The sequence below is a fragment of the Geomicrobium sp. JCM 19039 genome, assembly GCF_000698145.1.
GTDB lineage: Bacteria > Bacillota > Bacilli > Bacillales > Marinococcaceae > Geomicrobium_A.
Map to the genome: position 1 here is coordinate 1 of NZ_BAXB01000041.1, position 18176 is coordinate 18176.

The 18176-nt window shown below is 44.0% G+C and carries 14 protein-coding genes and 4 pseudogenes; 4 read left to right on the plus strand and 14 right to left on the minus strand.

The annotated features are described in order from the left end of the window. Nucleotides 1-482 precede the first annotated feature (482 nt). Entirely contained in the window at nt 483-1247 is a 765-nt protein-coding gene (locus JCM19039_RS20570; RefSeq protein WP_052399014.1) for a VOC family protein, read from the plus strand. Nucleotides 1248-1433: 186 nt separating this feature from the next. Here JCM19039_RS20570 and JCM19039_RS20575 read toward each other — a convergent pair whose 3' ends face one another. The 3 genes and pseudogenes from JCM19039_RS20575 to JCM19039_RS20585 form a co-directional block, all read right to left on the minus strand. Continuing rightward, the gene (locus tag JCM19039_RS20575; protein WP_042430879.1) at nt 1434-2009 is read right to left on the minus strand and encodes a hypothetical protein; all 576 of its coding nucleotides are present in this window, start codon (nt 2007-2009) and stop codon (nt 1434-1436) included. After that, nucleotides 2002-2622, minus strand: a complete 621-nt coding sequence (gene thiE / locus JCM19039_RS20580; protein WP_255343746.1) for a thiamine phosphate synthase — start codon at nt 2620-2622, stop codon at nt 2002-2004. Before thiE ends, JCM19039_RS20575 begins: the two co-directional genes overlap by 8 nt. Before the next feature lie 7 nt (nt 2623-2629). Next, nucleotides 2630-3969 (minus strand): annotated as a pseudogene (locus JCM19039_RS20585) (sigma-54 interaction domain-containing protein). 130 nt (nt 3970-4099) lie between these two features. On the opposite strand from JCM19039_RS20585, the pseudogene JCM19039_RS20590 reads away from it, so the two are divergent. Next, a pseudogene (locus tag JCM19039_RS20590) lies at nt 4100-5291 on the plus strand (ornithine--oxo-acid transaminase). Nucleotides 5292-5330: 39 nt separating this feature from the next. Here JCM19039_RS20590 and aspA read toward each other — a convergent pair. The 9 genes and pseudogenes from aspA to rpmG all read right to left on the minus strand — a co-directional run bounded on the left by aspA (nt 5331) and on the right by rpmG (nt 13165). After that, nucleotides 5331-6748: pseudogene (gene aspA, locus JCM19039_RS20595) on the minus strand (aspartate ammonia-lyase). A 20-nt stretch (nt 6749-6768) separates the two neighbouring features. Beyond that, nucleotides 6769-7656 (minus strand): arginase, encoded by an 888-nt coding sequence (rocF, locus tag JCM19039_RS20600; protein ID WP_042430884.1) that lies wholly within the window; start codon nt 7654-7656, stop codon nt 6769-6771. A 14-nt stretch (nt 7657-7670) separates the two neighbouring features. Then, nucleotides 7671-8627 (minus strand): ROK family glucokinase, encoded by a 957-nt coding sequence (locus JCM19039_RS20605; RefSeq protein WP_042430886.1) that lies wholly within the window; start codon nt 8625-8627, stop codon nt 7671-7673. An 18-nt stretch (nt 8628-8645) separates the two neighbouring features. Continuing rightward, a complete protein-coding gene (locus JCM19039_RS23490) occupies nt 8646-8864 on the minus strand; it encodes a YqgQ family protein (RefSeq protein ID WP_081834667.1) in 219 nt (72 codons plus the stop codon). An 8-nt stretch (nt 8865-8872) separates the two neighbouring features. Continuing rightward, nucleotides 8873-9364 (minus strand): hypothetical protein, encoded by a 492-nt coding sequence (locus JCM19039_RS20610; protein ID WP_042430887.1) that lies wholly within the window; start codon nt 9362-9364, stop codon nt 8873-8875. A 397-nt stretch (nt 9365-9761) separates the two neighbouring features. Continuing rightward, nucleotides 9762-11339 carry a rhomboid family intramembrane serine protease gene (locus JCM19039_RS20615; protein ID WP_042430888.1) on the minus strand — a complete coding sequence of 526 codons (1578 nt, stop codon included), beginning with the start codon at nt 11337-11339 and terminating at the stop codon, nt 9762-9764. Nucleotides 11340-11671: 332 nt separating this feature from the next. Then, a complete protein-coding gene (locus JCM19039_RS20620) occupies nt 11672-12412 on the minus strand; it encodes a DUF92 domain-containing protein (RefSeq protein WP_042430890.1) in 741 nt (246 codons plus the stop codon). Then, nucleotides 12412-12963 carry a 5-formyltetrahydrofolate cyclo-ligase gene (locus JCM19039_RS20625; protein ID WP_081834669.1) on the minus strand — a complete coding sequence of 184 codons (552 nt, stop codon included), beginning with the start codon at nt 12961-12963 and terminating at the stop codon, nt 12412-12414. The genes JCM19039_RS20620 and JCM19039_RS20625 overlap by 1 nt, the downstream gene beginning before the upstream one ends. A 52-nt stretch (nt 12964-13015) precedes the next feature. After that, nucleotides 13016-13165, minus strand: coding sequence for a 50S ribosomal protein L33 (gene rpmG, locus JCM19039_RS20630; RefSeq protein WP_042399487.1), 150 nt, complete (start codon nt 13163-13165; stop codon nt 13016-13018). Between the two features lie 112 nt (nt 13166-13277). On the opposite strand from rpmG, the gene JCM19039_RS20635 reads away from it, so the two are divergent. Both JCM19039_RS20635 and JCM19039_RS20640 read left to right on the plus strand, forming a co-directional pair. Continuing rightward, nucleotides 13278-13628: a hypothetical protein gene (locus JCM19039_RS20635; RefSeq protein ID WP_042430893.1), complete on the plus strand. Its 351-nt coding sequence runs from the start codon at nt 13278-13280 to the stop codon at nt 13626-13628. After that, nucleotides 13625-14086 carry a hypothetical protein gene (locus JCM19039_RS20640; protein WP_042430896.1) on the plus strand — a complete coding sequence of 154 codons (462 nt, stop codon included), beginning with the start codon at nt 13625-13627 and terminating at the stop codon, nt 14084-14086. The genes JCM19039_RS20635 and JCM19039_RS20640 overlap by 4 nt, the downstream gene beginning before the upstream one ends. 14 nt (nt 14087-14100) lie before the next feature. Here JCM19039_RS20640 and JCM19039_RS20645 read toward each other — a convergent pair whose 3' ends face one another. Both JCM19039_RS20645 and JCM19039_RS28275 read right to left on the minus strand, forming a co-directional pair. Next, entirely contained in the window at nt 14101-16173 is a 2073-nt protein-coding gene (locus JCM19039_RS20645; RefSeq protein ID WP_042430899.1) for a penicillin-binding protein 2, read from the minus strand. Nucleotides 16174-16248: 75 nt separating this feature from the next. Further along, a pseudogene (locus JCM19039_RS28275) lies at nt 16249-17527 on the minus strand (MFS transporter). Nucleotides 17528-18176: the final 649 nt, after the last annotated feature.

An 18176-nucleotide genomic window follows, 5' to 3' on the forward strand; every position in this document is an offset into this window, starting at 1 on the left:
CTACGACTGACATAGACAAACACGGTGCAGATGTTTTCGCCGCCGATGTTGCCCTTATACTCTGGACTGCAAGCATCCGCCTGCAGTAGAAAGCAACAACAAACTGCGCAATTAGGAAAATGTTACGTTCATTATATATAGCTTCCTGCGATTGATACGGGAAAACGCAAGGCTTTTGCCCACTTACAAAAAAACCGAGTATTCCACGGTCATCATAAAAGACAGCGGTATTCACCTTCTCAACAACTCTTTTATGTGACAGTTCAGATTAATAATGATGACTTTTACTCGACCAATAGCCATAAAAAGCCGTTTGTGAGACGATTAGAGCAACGATATAAATCCCCGTCATGTAGACGGAAGACGGATAAGAAAGCTAATGCTTTGGACTACAGCGAACACATTGTTGCACACAAATCAAACCATTGCTTTTTGTATACACGATCATTACACTTTAAAAAAAGACTTAGGAGTGTTTCAATATGTCCGATGTCCAATTTCACGCTCCACCTACTGTGTTCCCAAACCATCTTACACTAATGGTTCAGGACATGGAAAAACAGAAACAGTTTTACACGAAACAGTTAGGAATGACGGTAATACAGGAGTCTGAAACTGAACTTTTTCTCGGTGCCAATAAAGAGGACGCTTTACTAACGTTAAAAACAACAGCTGGTGTAGCGGATAAAAGTTCGAGACAGCTTGGACTTTTTCATGTCGCTTTTTTGCTACCAAACCGTGAATTGCTCGGGCAACTTGTCTATCATTTGCTTGAGAATAACTATCCTGTTCAAGGTGCATCTCATCACCTTGTAAGTGAAGCTTTTTACCTCGCTGACCCGGAAGGCAATGGCATTGAATTATACGCCGATCGACCAGCAGCGTCATGGGCCTATCAGTCAGGACAAGTCGTTATGACGACAGAGAGGCTTGATGTCGACGGACTACTGGCAGTAAGAGAACAAGCACCATTCTCTTTGCTGCCTTCTCATACTCGTATCGGACATTTGCACTTCCACGTGCATAACCTTGAAGACATTCGCCATTTTTATGAAAATGGCCTTGGCTTTGCTGTCATGACTACGTATGGTGATCAGGCGTTGTTTATGGCGCAAGCAAACTATCATCATCACCTCGCCTTTAACCTTTGGGCTGGTTCGAATGCTCCACGTCGAAGTGAGCGCCAAGTTGGGATGGTTAGCTATTCTCTTATGTACCCAGATGAGCACGCCCGCACACAAGCGTAGAACGCCTCCGCGCTTTGGGCTATTCACTTCAAGATTCGTCTACATTCGTCATCGACCCCGCCGGTGCACGCATTGAGTTGAGTGTAAAAGGCATGGGCTCGTCACTACTATGAAGAAACGGAAGCTTGTACCTTAGCGTACAAGCTTCCGTCCAGATTGCAGATGAAACTCCACCTGCTAAAATCATTAAAATGTCTCTTCAATTACCCAATAGAAGTGATCAAAGCCATCCATCCCTGGAAATGGCGGATCTTCAAAGGTTGGATCGTCTCCTCCTTGGCCAGCATGAGTTTCCCACGTATGAAGGTAATAGACCGTCACTTCTTCTATGTCTTCACTCACCGAAACTTCCGCGTGACCTTCAACCCCATACACATTGTACGTATCGAGTCGGTTTGGAAATGACAAAATCACACCTTCATCAACGATTTCACCGTCTCGAGCATACACTTCATTTCCGCTTTGAAATAACGTGACCGATGCCTCGTCAATTTGATCACCAGATATCTGCTCCCCGTCATTGTTAAAGAGCGTAATCCCTACATATTCTTCTCCTTCTAATTCACCTTCTGGTAACATTCCCCAGTCCCAATGTACGTCAACGGTTGTGTCGCCAATTTGTGCATCAATTTCAACCACTTCTTGAAGCTCATCATGGTCGATGCTGTCTGCTCCTGTGACATACATATAACCACCAATAAACAGTGCGATCATCAATCCACCGGGTATAATCCACATCCATTTGTTACTGCCTTTAAACATTATTCCGCTCCCCGTCATACAAATTCGTATAGTATCTTGCCGCTTCTTTTACATTGTCCTTAGCAACCACACCGCTAATCACCGCGAGTTGCTTAGCACCTGCTCGTATAATATCACTCGCATTTTGTTCGTTAATGCCTCCAATTGCCACCGTAGGGATTCGTACTGATGATGAAATTTCTTGAAAGCCAGAAACACCAATGGCTCGTTCGGCATCGGTTTTTGTATTCGTTTGAAACACTGGGCCGACACCAATATAATTCGCACCGTTTCGCTCTGCCTCTTGCGCTTGTTCAATGGAATGTGTAGAAATCCCTATGATCTTTTGATTACCAAGCAATTTTCTCGCTTCAATTAACGGAAAATCTCCTTGACCGAAGTGGACACCGTCAGCATCGACTGCAAGCGCTACATCTAAATGATCATTCATGAAAAACGGTACTCCAAATCGATTGGCAAGCCGCTTTAATGCCTTGCCTTTTTGTATAAGGTCGTACTTTGGGCTGCTTTTATCACGTAACTGCAATGCGCTCGCGCCACCTAGGAGCACTTCTTCCATAACCTCTAGCATTTCCCGGTTAGGGTGTAATTCTTCTCCGGTAATCGCATAAATCCACGCTTCATGATCGTTTGTCCCTTTTTTGTTTTATCTTCTTGAGTCGGTATTGCAAGTTTTGCCTACTCATTCCAATCGCCTCCGCTGTTTTTGTGATATTGCCTCCGTACGCCTGTAAGGATTCTTGAAGAAATTGGGATTCACACCGTTTCATATATTCATCAAATACTTCGGTTGGCTTCCTTGTCTCATGCCGCCGAAACCGTTGCGCAAAATAATTTGGCATATGCTCAATTTTAAGCACTTTTTCATCTTCATCTACGACATTCATTGCCCCTTCAATGAGATGCTCTAACTCTCGGACATTTCCAGGGAAATCGTGCTCGCGTAAAATTGTCAACAGCTTTGGATCAACGGACTGGACATGCATTTTAAATAGGTCATTAAACTTATGAATAAACGCGTGAACGAGCAAGTCGATATCCCCTGCCCGTTCTCGAAGAGGTGGCACACGTATCGCAACAACGTTCAGTCGATAGTAAAGGTCTTTTCGCATCACACCATTTTCTACCGCTTCATCAGGCTCTTCATTCATAGATGCAATGATGCGCACATCCACAACGACATCACGGGTACCCCCGACTCTTCTCACCGTTTTATCTTGCAGCACACGTAGTAGTTTCGCTTGCAATGCGAGTGGGAGTGAATTTATTTCATCCAATAGCAACGTTCCTCCATGTGCTTGCTCAAACAGTCCAGGTTTATCTTTTGCACCTGTAAAGGCTCCATTTGCCGTACCGAACAGTATGCTTTCTAACAGTTGTTCAGGAATAGCTGCACAATTCTGGGTAATGTACGGCTTGTCCGAGCGGGTGCTTCCGGAGTGAATGCTTTCAGCAAAAAGCTCTTTACCTGTGCCTGTTTCTCCGTACAATAAAACAGAGGAAGAGGTTCTTGTCGCTCGCTTCGTATCATTAATGACTTGCATCATAGCCTTGGACTCCCCGATTAAATGATTGAACGTATACGTACCATTGTGCTTGTTTGTATTATGACGTATGAACTCTTCAAGCGGGTAACATCTCTCGCAATTTCTACCGCCCCTTGAACACGATCATTTTCTATGAGTAAAGCAGTTTGATTGATGGTTGTTATCTCTCGTCCGTAACGATTCACATACGATTGCTTTATTCGAGAACTCCCCTGCTGTTCTTGAATGGCTTGAAGTAACGTGCTATTATCTGGGTCAGCAAATGTAAACACATCTTGAATGGGCTTATGTACAACTTCTTCTTTTTGATGGCCTTCAATCTCCGCCATTTTTTTATTATAATAATGCGTCACGCCATCTCGATCAACGATGTGCACACCCGTCTCTAAAAGGTCAATAAACTGTCCAAGCATATGTGCTGATAGTTTCACTCGCTCCACCCCCTCATCCGAGTATTATTATAGCAAACGAGCTAGCCGATGACACGTCATACATATAATGGCACGAAATTTGCATCATTAAGGTTGAAAGGAGTGTTTCATTATGTCAACGTCAAAACAACTTATTGATCAGCATGACCGTTACGGAGCACCAAACTATCTACCGTTACCTGTCGTCATTTCAGAAGGGAGTGGCTCTTGGGTAACTGACTCAGAGGGGAATCAATACCTTGATATGCTGAGCGCCTACTCTGCTGTAAATCAAGGACACCGCCATCCACACATTATTAATGCATTAAAAGCGCAGGCGGACCGCCTTACGTTGTCGTCTAGAGCTTTCCATAACGACCAGATTGGTCCATTTTACGAGAAGCTTTCGACACTCACAGGAAAAGAAAAAATCCTTCCCATGAACACGGGCGCTGAAGCAGTCGAAACTGCGCTCAAAGCCGCTAGACGATGGGGATATCGTGTGAAAGGCATCCCAACAAATCAAGCAGAAATCATTGTGTGTACCGACAACTTTCATGGTCGCACAATGCTGCAGTATCTTTATCTTCAAACGAAGAATATCAAGCTGACTTTGGGCCATTGCTTCCTGGTATTACGGTCATCCCTTACGGTGATGCCAAAGCTTTAGAATCGGCAATTTCAAAAAACACGGCAGCATTTATATTTGAACCGATTCAGGGGGAAGCCGGCATTCTCCTTCCACCAGACGGTTACTTAAAAGAAGTTCGAGAACTGTGTGACGAGCATGACGTTTTGATGATTGCTGACGAAATACAATGTGGGCTCGGTCGTTCAGGGAAGATGTTCGCTTGTGACCACGAAGACATCTCCCAGATATGTTTATTCTCGGCAAAGCTTTAGGTGGAGGCGTCATGCCGATCTCAGCGGTATGTGCTGATGGTGACATATTAGGCTTATTTGAACCCGGATCACACGGATCTACTTTTGGAGGCAACCCACTTGCCTGTGCGGTTTCCTTAGCTGCTCTTGAAGTCATTGAACACGAACAATTGCCAGCACGTGCAGATTCGCTTGGCACGGCTTTCATTAATAAGTGCAAAGAAATTAAGCACCCAACGATAAAAGAAGTGCGTGGTCGCGGACTGTTTATCGGTATAGAACTTCACGAACCCGCCCGTCCTTATTGTGAAGCGCTAATGGCAGAAGGCATGCTCTGCAAGGAAACTCATGAAAATGTATTACGGTTAGCGCCTCCCCTCACAATCTCTGAAGAAGATCTCGCATTTGCACTTTCAAAGCTACAGAAAGTTTTTTCATCTTAAAAAAGGATCTGACCGACAAATCACGGTCAGATCCTTTTTTTACTCCATGAAATGCTTGCCTGCAATACCAGGGTTCGTCATTTCTTGTGCATCTAATATTTCATCTAGCTCTTCTTCTGTTAAAATCCCTCGCTCTAAACAAATCTCTTTCACAGACCGACCGGTAGAAAGCGCTTCTTTTGCGACTCTTGAAGCGACTTCATATCCAACGTGCGGATTAATTGCCGTCACGATGCCGACACTTTTATGGACTTGAGCTTCGTTATGTTCCACATTTGCCGTCATTCCCTCTAAAGCATATTTACGCAAAACAGTAAGTCCATTTTCCAATACCGATAATGATTGCAACAGGTTAAATACGAGTACAGGTTCCATAACGTTGAGTTCTAGTTGCCCTGCCTCGGAGGCAAGAGAAATGGTATGATCGTTTCCGATGACTTGGAAAGAGATCTGGTTCATCACTTCACACATAACCGGGTTCACTTTCCCTGGCATAATAGAACTTCCTGGTTGTCTAGGTGGTAGATTGATTTCGTTTAAGCCTGTTTTTGGCCCAGAACTCATTAACCGAAGGTCATTTGACATCTTCGATAGGTTAATCGCAAGTACTTTTAATGACCCGGACAATTCCGTGTAACTGTCTGTATTTTGCGTTGCATCAACAAGATGCTCTGCACTAACAAGCGGCATTCCCGTTAACTGTGCAAGATACGTGGAAACGGTCTCAATGTACTCAGGTTGTGCATTTAAACCCGTTCCAACAGCGGTTGCTCCCATATTAATTTCATAAAGATGGTCCAGTGCTCGATGCAATCGCTCACGATCTCGTTCAAGCATACGTCGGTATGCTCCCATTTCTTGCCCGAGACGAATCGGCACAGCATCTTGAAGATGAGTCCTTCCCATTTTAATTACATCATCAAACGCTGACTCCTTTTTAGCCAACGTATCAATTACCGAATCTAGCGCATTCTGCAAGCCTTTAGAAAGTTTGAGTGCTGAAATATGAATGGCTGTTGGAAATGCATCATTTGTTGATTGCGCCATGTTTACGTGGGTGTTTGGGCTCAAGCGCATATAGTCGCCTTTTTCATAGCCTAATATTTCAATCGCCCGGTTGGCAATCACTTCATTTGCATTCATATTAAATGACGTTCCGGCTCCACCTTGTATGGCATCAACGACAAATTGGTCATTGTGGTCGCCTCAATGACTTCCTCAGCTGCTTTTATAATTGCACTTGCAAGTGTCTTATTAAGGTTTCCTACGTCACGATTTGCCATTGCCGCAGCTTTTTTCACATAACCAAAAGCTTGAATTAATGCGGGATGTGGCGGATATCCTGTAATTGGAAAGTTCTCAATCGCTCTGACCGTTTGAATGCCATAATAGGCATCTGCCGGGACGTGTTTCTCCCCTAAAAAATCTCGTTCAATTCGGTATTCATTTGTGTCCATGAGACAAGTGTCCCCTCCAGTTATTTTAACTTCTCTCCGAATAATGATCCCATTAATGCAACGGCCGCTTCTGCCGTTTTATTTTGTTCATCCAAAATTGGATTGACTTCGACAAATTCACATGATGTCACTCGCTCTGATTCCGCTAACATTTCCATCGCAAGATGACTCTCTCGATAAGTGAGACCCCCTGTCACTGGTGTCCCTACGCCTGGTGCATCAATTGGATCGAGGCCGTCAAGGTCTAAGCTTAAATGAATGCCATCACAATGCTCGAGCGTCTGTAACGCTCTTGTCATCACTTCTGACATGCCTAATCGGTCGACTTCATGCATTGTAAAAACGGTAATCGCTGATGTTTTTAGAAATGCCTTCTCCGCTTCATCCAGTGCTCTCACTCCGATCAACACGATGTTTCTCTCCTTCACGTGTTGACCATCAAATAAAGAGGTCAATGACGAATGTCCATGACCGATCGCTGCAGCGAGTGGCATTCCATGAATATTCCCTGACGGAGAAGTCTTATCGGTATTAAGATCTCCGTGTGCATCATACCATATAACGCCGAGCTCGTCATAATGGGGGGTAATTCCTGCCAACGTTCCCATAGCGATACTATGGTCACCCCCAAACACGAGTGGGAAGTGGCCATTGCCAACAATTTGGTGAAGGGAGGACTTAAGCGTTTCATTCGCTGTTTGTACGGCAGATAAATGTTTTAAGTTTTCTTGATTTTCTTTGATCGCTCGTTCCACAACGATGTCTCCGTCATCATTCACCTCATATCCAAGTGCTTCTAGACGTTCAATCGCTCCGGCATAACGAATGGCACTCGGCCCCATATCAACCCCCCGTCGGTTTTGACCTAAATCGAGCGGCGCACCAAGTACGGATATCGTTCTATTCATTATTCATTACTCCCTTATGTAAAATTCTTGTTCTCACGGTTGATGACTAACCATGCACAACCGTAAATACCTGCGTCATTCCCAAGCTCTGCGATACCAAATGAAAGTGAACGGTCCGCCTGCTCTAATGAGAAACGCTCATAATGTTTCTTTAACGGCTCCAGCAATTGGTCCCCCGCCGCGGAAATTCCGCCTCCAATAATAATCTTTTCTGGATTCAATAAAGTAACCACATTTGATAATACGAGTCCCAAGTAGTACAAACTTTCATCGATCACCGTTTGTGCCAATTTGTCACCGCCCTTCGCTGCGACAAACAGTTCGGATACTTCACTTTCTGCGTGTAATTGGGTCGCTTGTCCACTTGATGCGAGTCGCTCTTTAAGGTTTAAAGAAAACCCTTTCATTCCAACATACTCTTCAAGGCAGCCTCGACGACCGCAAGAACATAAACGACCTCCAGGGACAACCGTCACATGCCCGACTTCACCACCAGTTCCACTCGGCCCATTGACAACGTCTCCATTTAATAAAATCCCACCGCCGACACCCGTGCCTAGCGTGACACAAAATGCTGACCGACTATTCCTTCCCGCCCCTTGCCAGTACTCACCTGCTGCAGCCATATTGGCATCATTATTTATGTAGACCGGCAAATGGAGCGCTTCTGATAAGCTATTTTGTAAAGGGTAATTTCGCCAGCCAATGTTCACTGCAAAATCAACCCGCCCGGCTTCTTCATTCACAAAACCAGGCACACCGACGCCTAAACCAATCACTTGATCTTTAGAAATATTGGATTTTTGCAGCTGTTCATGTATGCTTTTTGCTACATTTCCACTAATATTAACGCCTTCATTACTTGTGTCCGTCGGAATGCTCCATTTGTCAATCATCGTACCTTTGTCGGTAAAGATCCCCATTTTTACCGAAGTGCCACCAACGTCTGCACCAATTGCATACTTTGCCATGTATGTTCTCCTCTCTAATTACGGGCGTTCACTTTTTTCTTCTAATCGTTGCACCTCTCCTCTTAGTATACTTCGCCCTTGAACGTATTGCTTTGCTTCAATGAGCCCAAACTCATACAATGTTCGAAGCTCCTCTTCCATTAATAAGAGATCCTCTTTGGGATCTCTCGTGTAAATGACGGTATTGTAGTTCAGTAAATATTGTCGAATGTCATAAATCGTGTGAAAAGATTTCATTACATCTATTATAACAATTTTCCAGCTGTAGCGAAAACAAGAAATAAAAGTGGAACATACGGAAGCCAATTTATTCTTGCCCACTGTACGTACAAATGATTTTGAATGAAAAAGCCAGCGATTAATCCGACGCCAAACATGACAATGAGGAGAAGGAACGTAATTATTGTTGACAACCAAACATTAACTAGCGCTCCTGTAAGTACGAACAGACCGATCATACTCAACCACAATCGTATATCCTTCTTTCCGAAATAACCAAAATACGGGTGATAGGTCATAATTGCTGCCGTAATAAAAACGACCGTACACGTTAACCACAAACCACTAAGCCAAGAGTTTGGGATCCAAGATAAGTAGCCATTTGAAAGAACGAGACCGATATACCCCGACCCTGCAAACAAGAGAGCAAATAACACCATCCATTTCTCTATATCAGCAATGCGCTGATGCACGAGCATCGCTCCAAATGAAGCAGCAACCATAAAAGCCGCTATCATAACAACCGCTCCTTTGCCACGTCCACATGACTAGTCATATAAAGCTCATTGAAAAGGAAAATCGAAAAACGTATACCCGTGTTTCGCTAGTTATAAATAGAAAACCTCACATAGACCCTGTTTATGATGGGGTTTTTTTGAACGTGGAACCATTTTTAGCTTGAAGCCCCACTTAGAAAGGCTATATTCCCACGTAACCCTTCTATGCTGAATAATTTACGATTGTAACGCTAATCCCCATATGGGTCGGACTCGATGGTTCGCGTTCACAAGTAACTTAAAGAGTAGTTCGCTTTTTTTCAGTGACCTCAGTCATATAGTGTATGCGGGGTTCGTCCAGTGAATGATTCAACACACGAAAAAAGCTGGGCAACATCTCCTGTCGCCCAGCTTCTATTCATTCTCCGTTACCTTCCATTTTTTCATAGAAATCTTCATAATGTTCGTTCCCAGGATCCATGTCTAGTGCTTCTTCTACGTATTGCCTACCCTGTTCTTCGTCCCCAAGTTGATAATACGTATAGCCAAGATTATACACCGCTTCGTGAAACGCTGGGTTTTCTTCAATCGCTTGTTCATAATACGCTTTTGCTTCTTCGTAATTTCCACGACCAATTTCGCTATTGCCGATTACAAAGAACGCTTCAGGCGCTTCTGCCTGGTCAATGACTGCTTCCATCACCTCATAGGCTTCATCGTAACGCTCTTCTTCCAATAGCTCTTGGCTCATTTGCATCTCAACTAAAGGCAGGGGATTGCTGGCTCCGTCAGAGTGATAACCATACAAAAATACGCCTACCCCTAAACTTATTAGAGCAACGGATCCAGCAACACTTCGCATGAGCGACGTCTTCACATTCGGAAGTTGCACGATTGAAGCGGCTAAAAACCCACCAACTAATCCACCAATATGCGCACCGTTATCGACCATCGGTACGACCGTTCCAAAAACGAGATTAATCCCTAGAATAATGAGCAAGCTTTTGCCCATCGTTTTAAAAAACAATTCCTTATGCACAAGACCAAAGTAAAGAAGAGCCCCGAAACAACCAAAGATTGCACCAGAAGCACCGGCAGACACTTGGGCTGTAAACGCATAACTTGCTATTGAACCGATCAAACCTGCAAAGAGATACACGAAAATAAATCTAGTAGAACCGTAAATTCGCTCCACCGCTGTACCGAGGTAAAACAACGCAAGAGCATTCATGATCAAGTGAAAAATTCCGATGTGCAAAAACATCGAGGTAACGAGCCGCCACCATTCGCCTGCATCGATCGCGGGATTGTATTTTGCACCGAAATCAATGAGTGCGAGCACATCTTGTGAACTGCCTCGGGTTTCTAATAGCAAAAATACGAGGAGGATGGTGGCGAGAAGAATCATCGTAAATCGTGGCTTCCCGTAAGTAAAAACACGCGTCACTTCTTCACGCTCGCGCTCCATCTGTCTAAGCACACGCTTTCGTTTCACAGTCGTTCTGTCTTCTTTTATTTTCGGATCATGTTCTAGCATCTCTTCTCGGGTAGGAAACCTTTCTTCTGCTTTAAAGCCTTTCAAAAAGCGGTGAAGATCGTCACCGTGGTGCGCACCGATTGAAGAGGCGAATAGTTTCGTATGCATCGGTCTTTTTTTTGACGCATCCGTATATAAAATTTCTCCTGTTTTACTTTTCCAATCATCAACCGGCGCAATCGACGTGATGTATATGTTGTAATAGTGAACTTCTTTACGTTTAGAAGGAGTCTTTAACATTTGGAACTGACGCAACGTCTGCTTCATGAACTCGTCCAAACCCCGACTCCAAGACATGTCAATCTTGGACAAACTTAATACAGACACTTCATCTTTCGTATTGCGTTCTAACCACAACTGCTTTCGATCACCACTCACATGGATGGCTTGAAACCCGTGTTTTGTCACAAGGTGGTCAGCGAGCTCCCAAAAGAGAACATCTTGGTCTCTAACTTCCATTGCATTCATCCTTTATCGGTTTCATTCTGCTCTCTTCTATAGTAAGCCACAACCATCCGTTCATGCGAATATTTCTGCTTCTTCCTCTAAAAAAATTATTGTTGCATACGAAAAGGCGAATACCGCTTCATTATATACTTTCTGAATGCGGGAATCTCCATCATCAGTTTAATGAGCACTCTTCGTCTCGTTTCATTCATGAGCAGTCGATTCAGAATCGCGCCGATTGCAATACCCAACGCCCACCAGTATTAACAGCAATAAAAAAATCATTTTCTTCATTTTACATACCTCCGCACTTTTCTGCTTAGTGTGCGGAGATGATCACATCGCTATGCAAAAATCCAAACTACGATGACTGCCGACAACGTGCAAAGGGTATTTACGGAGTTATTTCCGAGAAAACGAACCCCCCGTACGAACGTTGTATGTTTCCGGCAATGCACAAGACTTTCCGTTTTCTGTTGGCACACACGGCATTTTCGTTCTTCTTGTACATAGGCGCCAATAACGGTGTCAATGATTGAGCCCACAAAGCCCGCGATTGTCATTATAACCAAACTCCATGCATCTAAAGAAAATACATACCAGCCGACAAATGAGACGAAGAAGCTACCAACAAGCGCTGCATATGTACCGACAATCGACACGGCTCCTGACAGACCGTTTTCACCAATCGATCGTTTACGCAAATGATACGGCCTTCCTCCAAAACGTCGCCCCAGTTCTGTTGCCCACGTATCACTCGCAGCAGCAGCGAGTGAAGCGATAAACATGAAGATGGCAAGGTCACCTAGCCAAGGGTAAAGTAGCGCACTACCTGCTGCTACTCCCCCATTGGCCAGCACTTGCCCTGCAGTCCGTTGTTCTTTTTCGCGCGTGAACGTTCGTGCCGGCAATCGACCTAACACCGTGCTACTCACAAAGAATACACCTAGCACAATGAGCCCTTCCCAGGAGAAGAAGTAAGCAATAATAAAACCCACACCTGTTGCAGAGAGTGCGCCAAATAGAGACAGCGCCCGCACTCGTTGTGCGGCAAGTGCAATAAATATAACCAAAATAAATTCCATTACAATCTCTTTTCTACAATCAGTTTTTGTACAGGAATATCATGACGTTCTCGAGGCAATTTATGTATGTATTGAAAATGATAAAGCATACTGATCGTTTTTACGTTGGTACGGCTTAGAAAGGAGTCATAGTACCCCCCGCCGTATCCTAACCGAAACCCATCACAGTCAAAAGCCATCCCTGGAACGATAACGACATCTAACCGCTCACTCTCATCTTTTGATTCGTAGGGATCAGGCTCAAGAATGCCATATGTACTTCTCATTAATTTTGTATGTTTTGTATATCGATGAAACGTTAAGACTCTGTTTCGGTGAGCATAAGGGATCAACACGTGTTTTTCTGCTTCCCAAAGCTTCTTAATCACAGGTTCGGTAGGTATTTCCTGAGCCGTACTTAGTGTAATTCCAACAGTCGATGCTTCTTTTATGAATGGGTCCATAAGCAATTGCTCGATTAACGGTTCTGCGCGCTTTTCCTTGTCGTTTTGAGAAAGCTGACTCAACTGAGCGGTTATGTGTTTTCGTATGTCTTTTTTCTGTGGGTCCACTCGATACCGAACTCCTTTTCTCTACAAAAAGAAGCAGCAAAAATTTTGCTGCTTACTTTGTTTCACGGTGGAGCGTATGTTTTTTAAGTCTTGGGCTGTACTTGTTCATTTCAATACGCTCTGGATTTGTTCGTTTATTTTTTGTCGTTATATAGTTGCGGTCACCTGTTTCCGTGCATGCAAGTGTTACCTGTACGCGCATCCGTATCCCTCCTATCATCGCAATCATACCAACATATACTAACAGTTTTATAAAAATAAATCAAGATGAAGTTATGCCCGACTCGTTGTATAATAGAGATGAGGTGATCATCATGTTAATACTTACAGGAGTGCTGTTTCTATTAAGTGCTCTTTTTATGCTGTATTCTCTATACGCCCAAAAACAAGAAGCGGGTGTAGGTAAACAAAGAGAAGAGGATGCACTGCAATTAATGGGAGATGTGTACGAACTCCAATCTCAAGTAAAAAGACTTGAAGACGAGATTCTGACTACACCTGAAGGAAATCAAAAGAAGACTTCGTCGTTGCAGCAGCTAACCGTTACGGCTAATTTAAAATACGAACAAGGCTTCTCAATTGAACAGATCGCAACGTCTCTACAGTTGCATGAGGATGAAGTGATTCATTTGCTTCCTGACCATGTAAAGGAGCGATATGCATGACAAGTAAATCTGCCAGAGGCATCGCCATCGGTTTCTTATTTGCTGGGGTGATTGTGCTTGTAACCAGCTGGGTCATTGAAGACGAACCAGAGACCGCCTCGAGCGAAGAAACCCCAGACATGGAAAATACACCACTCGTCCGAGAAAGTGGACTGGATTACTACGACGACGATGCACTGCTTGAAGAAATTGAAGACCGCGGCCTCGTATCAGAGGATGAAGAACAAACGAGTGAGCCGACAGATACACTTTATATGACCATTAGCTCCGGCATGAGCAGTGGTGAAGTTGCTGAACTGCTCGAGCGAGCAGAAATGATTGAGGACGCAGACGAATTTCAAACGATGATTCATGACGCAAACTTAGAAATGCTCATCCAAACCGGATTTTATGAAATCGAAAGCACATTGTCTCCTGAGGAGATTATTCGTGTAATCACAAGAGAAGCAGACCTATAAGGTCTGCTTCTTTGTTATTCAATATCATCTTCTACCCCTTCTTCAGGGTCTGCATAGATTTCTGCCTCGTCTTCTTCTCTCTCTGGATTTACACGGTCTTCTTCTAAGTCAAAATACGCACTCAACGACTCTCTTGCAATATGGTTCGCAATTCCTTGCCGCCCACCAGAGCTATCTAAGGCCACATTTGGCACGACGACGGCAATCGCCACTTCCGGATCATCGTAAGGGGCATAAGCGATCATCGTCTGGTTGTTCCCTTGCACACCATTCTGCGCCGTCACCTCTGCGGTCCCCGTCTTTGCTGCAGCTTCATAGCTCACTTGATTTGAACCATTGAAGTAGCTGTATGCCGTCCCACCGCCTTGACCACCGGTCGCAACGACTTGGCGCATACCTAACTGTATTCGTTCAAAATCAGCCGTTGAATTATCAACAGTGTTTAGTACTTCTGGTTCAAATTGACGGACGACAGAACCTTGGTCATACTCTTCATCCGTGCTCGGCTCTCGAATTTCTTTCACTAGCCTCGGCTTCATCCGCTTTCCGTCATTAGCCACTGTTGCACTCATTTGCGCCAGTTGCATCGGTGTATACGTATCAAATTGACCAAAGCTTAAAAATAACACCAAACCAGACTGGCTGTTGCCGATGTATCCACTCGATTCGGAAGGTAAATCAATGCCTGTTTCCGTTCCTAATCCAAACTGCGCATAATGATTGCGCAACGCCTGGTAAGAGTATCCTAAGGAACCCCACTGATTGGTTGACATGTTATAGTCCGCTAGCCTCATGGCAATTTCGGTCATATAAATGTTTGACGAACGTCGAATCGCATCTACGTCGTTAACATAACCCATCGTTTGCCAAGAACGGATCGTCGGTGTGCCAGGAATACTTGTAATTGGAGAATCATTCACAACCGTTCCGTGATCAATCACCCCATGATGGTAACCTGCGAGCACGGTCGCTGGTTTCACCGTTGAACCCATTTCAAAGGTGCTCGTTGTTGCTCCTAGATTCTCGCCATTGTATCCTGCTACCGTTAGAACCTCTCCGGTGTCTGGCTCCATCATAACAACATACGCTTCCCGATCAGCAATAAAATTGCCTGTCATTTCTTGATTAATGATCTCTTCCACTTCTTGTTGCAATGCCATATCAATCGTAAGCATCAAGTCATTTCCACGTCTACCTGGGTCAGTTGTTACGTTCCCTTCAGCATCTGTCCTCATGATCGCTTTCTCCCCGCGAAGCACATCTTCATAATAGGACTCTAAAAATGACGTTCCAACGACGTCACTTCGTTCATACCCATGGCCGACATAGTTTTCAATCTGCTCTGCTGGAATTGAACCTGTGCCGCCAAAGTACCGGCGAAATGACTCGCCGTAAGGATAAATTCGTTCGGCATCACGCATAATATCTGTACCCGGAAGGTCATGAAGAATTTCTGCCATTTGGTGCGCTTCTTCCTGTGTTAACCCTCTCGCTATTCGATTTGGCGAGTAATTGTACCCGCTAAGCATTTCCGCCCAAATGACGACCGCTTCTTGTTCATTTCGATCAAAAGATTCCATAATTTCATTTTCATCTAATCGGTCTAACTGAAGTTGATAAAATTCATCATCTTCAAGCTCATTCGCTTCTTCTGACGTCACCAAAGAATCAACACGATCTTGTAAATCTCCTGATTCTTCTATCGTTGCTTTGTATAATAAGTAATCTTTCCATTCTCTTGCATTCACTGACTCAATGTCATCATCTTCAATATTCAAATAATGAATGAGCTCATGAGCAATCTCATAACGCTCTAAATCATTGTTCGGTGTATTCGTATATGTGAGCGACAGTTGCAAGTCGTTATCAACGACAACATTGTTATAGCGATCAACCATTAGACCGCGCGGCGCATCTACATTTGCCGTCTGTTCTTCTTGCGAACTGAGCATCAGATCATAAGATTCCCCTTGAACAATCTGAATGTACCCTAACCGTAAAATTAATACTGAAAAAAGAATGAACACACCAAAAAACAGCACATTCAACCGAAAGGGAATGTGGTTTTTTCGTCGTTCTCTAACCATAGGGAAGCTCCTCTCCACTACTTTCTTCACTCATTGTAGCATGCCTTCATGAGATGAAACACGACGATTTTGTGACTACGTTTGTCGATTTGCATCTTCCAAACGCTCACTATTATAATCTTGATCTTTGTTACTTGTAGACCAAATTTGAATCGGTCGGATGCAAAAGTATAAAAATAAGTGACCGGCCCCAAAAATTAACATGACGAGGGGAACCCCTTTCGCTTGTCCAATCGCATTCACAACCACCATGAAACAAATAATTGATCCTGCACGCCCCGCATTAGTAAACCACTCTCGCATAATCAAATATTCAACCCTCATTGAGGCCGCTTTATACGCTTTGCCAATGATGTCATACGTCATCGAAACGTAGGGAACGAAAATTAAAGGATACGCCATTGAAATAATAATCCCGTAGATGATGAGTGTCACAAACGTTCGATCCGGGAGAATGAGAAAAAGCGCCCCGTATAACATAATCGCTCCAGTTAAAATTGCTCTTTTTCTATATTTCGTTTTTAAATATTTGCCTGCTAGAAAATAAAATACAAAAGAAACACTAGACGTGACCAGCCATATGTACCTAATGCCAACTCACTGCCTGTAGACATGTACACCCAGATAACAATAACAAAGACAAACACTCCCTCTCGCAACCCTTGAAAGAAGTGAGCAAAAAGAATTCGCCGCCAGTCATCATCGACGTGACGCCGCTGCCATACAGAACTGATGCGAAATATCCCAGGAGATGAGCGCTTTTTAAATCGAAACGATAACCAAACAGCAACCGCAAATAATAATAGCGATATGAAGAAGATGGTTCGATAACCTGTAAACCCCGGAAACCATTGGATGACTAACCCAGCAGTGAATGGTCCGATCATCCTGCTAAGGAAGTGAATAAACCGAGAAATCCATTAAAAGAATCTCTCGTACCCGGCTCAGTGATTTCAAATGTAAGTACATTAAACGCTAACCAATAGATACCAAACCCTAATCCTAGCAGTGCGCCCACTACGACAATCATTTGGCTTGCATTCTGACCAAGCAATAACACCGTCAAGTAAAATAACGAGAGCACAATAACACCAATTCGTAAAACAATCGTGCGGTCCATTTGCTTTGTTAGCCGTCCAGCCAGAAAGAAAGCTAACGGTTGAAACAACACGCTTGCCAGCTGATACAGTGCAATCATCATTAAGTCTTCGGTCTGCTTCCATAAGTATACATTTACAAACGTGTTTGAGAGTGCTGTACTCATTGCGTACAAACCGCCTGTAATTAACAGTAGCTTATAGTCTCTATTTGTGAACACATATTCCGGTACGATGTTTGTTACCCAAGCCTTCATGCAATCCCCACCTCAAAGCATAGCTTGTACCAATCACCTGAAATTGATTCACTTAATGAAGGATGTTTTGGATCGTACAACGACGTTTCGGCCCTCAACGGTCACATCTATCGCGATTTGTGACCGTTGACTCCGTTTATGTGCGGTTTCACGTTTAAAATCATGCTTTTTCTTTCTCAAGTGTCACATTAAGAATATATGGGGCATTTGGACTTCTTTCCACACACCTTAGCCAGTAGACATAAACGTGAACCGTGTCGCCCGTATCATCTGGACTGCATAGCAGACACGGCGAACACAACCTGGTCGGTTATGACAGAAGTGAAATCACTCCAACGTTGTTTATACCGGGTGGGTCAAGGCATGGTTCGCAATGTGCGGGCTAGTTCCCATTTTCTGCGATCAAGTTTGCCCTTTTTAGCGATTTTTAGCGCTCATTTCATAAAACTTGCGCGCAGTTTGTTCCAACTGGAGAGCAGATTGGATTAAACCTAACACCATACGACGGATCGGCCCCAGCAGGCCGATCCGAAATCGTTCTCGATTCGGCGCGACTCGCGCCGACAGCATTTTGGATTTTCAACTTAGGGCGCTGGGCAGGGAGTGTGACTCAATGAACATCTCTTTGGAACTAGATTGCTGTTCATTT

Coding starts and splice junctions, on each gene's coding strand:
- JCM19039_RS20570 (WP_052399014.1), top strand. CDS start 483: ATGTCCGATGTCCAATTTCACGCTCCACCTACTGTGTTCCCAAACCAT.
- JCM19039_RS20575 (WP_042430879.1), bottom strand. CDS start 2,009: ATGTTTAAAGGCAGTAACAAATGGATGTGGATTATACCCGGTGGATTG.
- rocF (WP_042430884.1), bottom strand. CDS start 7,656: ATGAATAGAACGATATCCGTACTTGGTGCGCCGCTCGATTTAGGTCAA.
- JCM19039_RS20605 (WP_042430886.1), bottom strand. CDS start 8,627: ATGGCAAAGTATGCAATTGGTGCAGACGTTGGTGGCACTTCGGTAAAA.
- JCM19039_RS23490 (WP_081834667.1), bottom strand. CDS start 8,864: ATGAAATCTTTTCACACGATTTATGACATTCGACAATATTTACTGAAC.
- JCM19039_RS20610 (WP_042430887.1), bottom strand. CDS start 9,364: ATGATAGCGGCTTTTATGGTTGCTGCTTCATTTGGAGCGATGCTCGTG.
- JCM19039_RS20615 (WP_042430888.1), bottom strand. CDS start 11,339: ATGGAAGTTAGAGACCAAGATGTTCTCTTTTGGGAGCTCGCTGACCAC.
- JCM19039_RS20620 (WP_042430890.1), bottom strand. CDS start 12,412: ATGGAATTTATTTTGGTTATATTTATTGCACTTGCCGCACAACGAGTG.
- rpmG (WP_042399487.1), bottom strand. CDS start 13,165: ATGCGCGTACAGGTAACACTTGCATGCACGGAAACAGGTGACCGCAAC.
- JCM19039_RS20635 (WP_042430893.1), top strand. CDS start 13,278: ATGTTAATACTTACAGGAGTGCTGTTTCTATTAAGTGCTCTTTTTATG.
- JCM19039_RS20640 (WP_042430896.1), top strand. CDS start 13,625: ATGACAAGTAAATCTGCCAGAGGCATCGCCATCGGTTTCTTATTTGCT.
- JCM19039_RS20645 (WP_042430899.1), bottom strand. CDS start 16,173: ATGGTTAGAGAACGACGAAAAAACCACATTCCCTTTCGGTTGAATGTG.